1 protein-coding gene and 1 pseudogene are annotated in these 1,356 nt (G+C 77.4%); both read left to right on the plus strand.

Features of this window, described 5'->3' with window-relative positions:
- Window positions 1–545 (plus strand): annotated as a pseudogene (locus tag AB0G02_RS40440) (hypothetical protein); the annotation flags it as partial.
- Window positions 542–1,309 (plus strand): ESX secretion-associated protein EspG, encoded by a 768-nt coding sequence (locus AB0G02_RS40445; RefSeq protein ID WP_360805907.1) that lies wholly within the window; start codon window positions 542–544, stop codon window positions 1,307–1,309. The pseudogene AB0G02_RS40440 and the gene AB0G02_RS40445, both read left to right, overlap by 4 nt.
- Window positions 1,310–1,356 lie beyond the last annotated feature (47 nt).

The following is a 1,356-nucleotide window of genomic DNA, read 5'->3' on the forward strand; positions in this document are numbered from 1 at the left end:
GCCCCAACGCGACGCCGCGACCCGGTGGCGGCACCCTGCCGCCCGGGGTGAAGCCGCCGGCCTACATCCCGGCCGGCAGCCCCGGCACGCCCCCGTTGCCCAACACCGTGCCCGGTGGTGGCGGCGCGGGTGGCGGCGGTGGCGGTGGCGGCGTCCCGCGGATGCCCGGCGGCGGCATGCCTCCCGGCGCGTTCGGCGGCGGCGCGGGCGGCTTCGGCCCGACCGGGTCCGGTGGCGCCGGTGGTGCCGGCGGCTCGCTGGCCGCGGGCGGTTCGACGGGCGCGCTGGGTGGTCCCGGCGGGCGTGGCCCGATGCCGGCCGGTGGCTTCGGCCCCGGCGGTGCGGGCGCGGCGTCGTCCGCGATGGCGGGCGGTGCCCCCATGGGCGGCGCGGGCGCACCGGCGGGCGGCCAGCAGGGCGAGGACAAGGAGCACCGGGCCGCGGGCTACATCCGCGGCGAGGACATCTTCGAGGTGCCGGGCGAGAACCTGCCGCCGTCGGTCATCGGCGGTGCGAAGCCCCGCAAGAAGGGCGACCAGTCGTGATCGAGCCCGAGTACGTGCTCACGCCGCGCGAGTTCGACGTGCTGTGGCACCACCTGGACCTCGGCCGGATGCCCTACCCGCTGGACGTGCCGAGCCTCGGCGCCACCGTGGAGGAGCGCAAGCGGCTGCGGGAGGAGGTGCTCGCCGGGTACGGCGAGCCCGCGCCCCGGCTGGTGGCGCTGCTCCGGCTGCTCGGTGATCACGAGGTGGCCGTGGACGCGGTCGCGCACGTGGACCGGGCGGTGCGGGCGGTGGCCGTGTCGGACGGGCAGCGCGCGGCGTTGGCGGTGATCGACAGCGGCTCCATCGGGGTGCTGGAGATCCGGCCGACGTCGTTGGCCCGCTCGATCGTGGAGGTGCTGCCGGACGGGTCCGCGGGGCCCGGCAGCGCGCTGTCGCTGCGGCTGGAGGCGTTGCACGAGGCCGTGGCGCTGCAGAACGAGCAGTCCGACGACGAGGACGACGACCCGTGGGGCGGCAGCGGCGAGCTGGACGAGCGGGAGGCCCTGCAGAAGGCGGGGTTGTCGCGCGAGGACGCGTCGGTGGTCAGCGAGCTGGCCGCGAGCCGGATCGCGGGCGGCCAGTTCGGCGTCACCGTGGGCGGCGGCTACCGGCGTGACCGGGCCGGCGCGCTGATCACCTGGTTCGACACCCACCAGGGCCGCTACCTGATGGTCAACGAGGACGGCTGGCTCAGCCTCGCCCCGACCGACAACGACCGCATCGCCACCCGCATCGCGTCGGTCCTGGCCGCGGTCTCCTGACCCACGACCCGCGCCGCCCGGCCCCGCGCCTCACGAGCCCCCGCCCC

Source organism: Actinosynnema sp. NPDC023658, from assembly GCF_040639995.1.
Lineage (GTDB): Bacteria > Actinomycetota > Actinomycetes > Mycobacteriales > Pseudonocardiaceae > Actinosynnema.